General features: G+C 40.8%; 1 pseudogene. It reads left to right on the top strand.

Annotated elements, in window-relative coordinates:
* Positions 1-505: pseudogene (locus tag ACFIKJ_RS09760) on the top strand (hypothetical protein); the annotation flags it as partial.

Below are 505 nucleotides of genomic sequence, written 5' to 3'. Positions count from 1 at the left end.
ATGATCATTTATCAAATGCCGTTAAGGATTTTGATAAAAAGGTAGATGAAGTTTCCCAAGGTATTCAAGATGATGCGTTATTATGGAATGATCATAAAGGTGCGTTTGTAGCGACGCATGGTGAAGAGAATGCAAGCAGCAAGATAACATCGCTTGCCAATGGATCTATAACTAGAGACTCAAGTGATGCTGTAGCGGGTAACCAGCTATATGCACTAGGGAGCGGTGTTGCGAAGTCTTTAGGTGGTAAAGCTAAGTATGAGAATGGAACTTGGAGTGCGCCTACATTCACAGTTAAGAGCGTGAAGGAAGATGGCAAAACAGAAGATAAAGAGTATCATGATGTAGCAACAGCGTTTGCTGGTGTAGGAACTTCTTTCGCGAATGTGAATAATTCTCTTACGAATATTAAGAATGAAATTAGCAAAGATATTTCTGAAGCAAAGAGTGATTCCTTGAATTGGAGCGACACAGCACATGCCTTTGTAGCGACGCATGGAGAGAA

Source organism: Bartonella sp. PS7NMGDW (assembly GCF_042193585.1).
Classification (GTDB): Bacteria; Pseudomonadota; Alphaproteobacteria; order Rhizobiales; family Rhizobiaceae; genus Bartonella; species Bartonella grahamii.
This window is presented reverse-complemented; position numbering and strand designations above follow the sequence as displayed.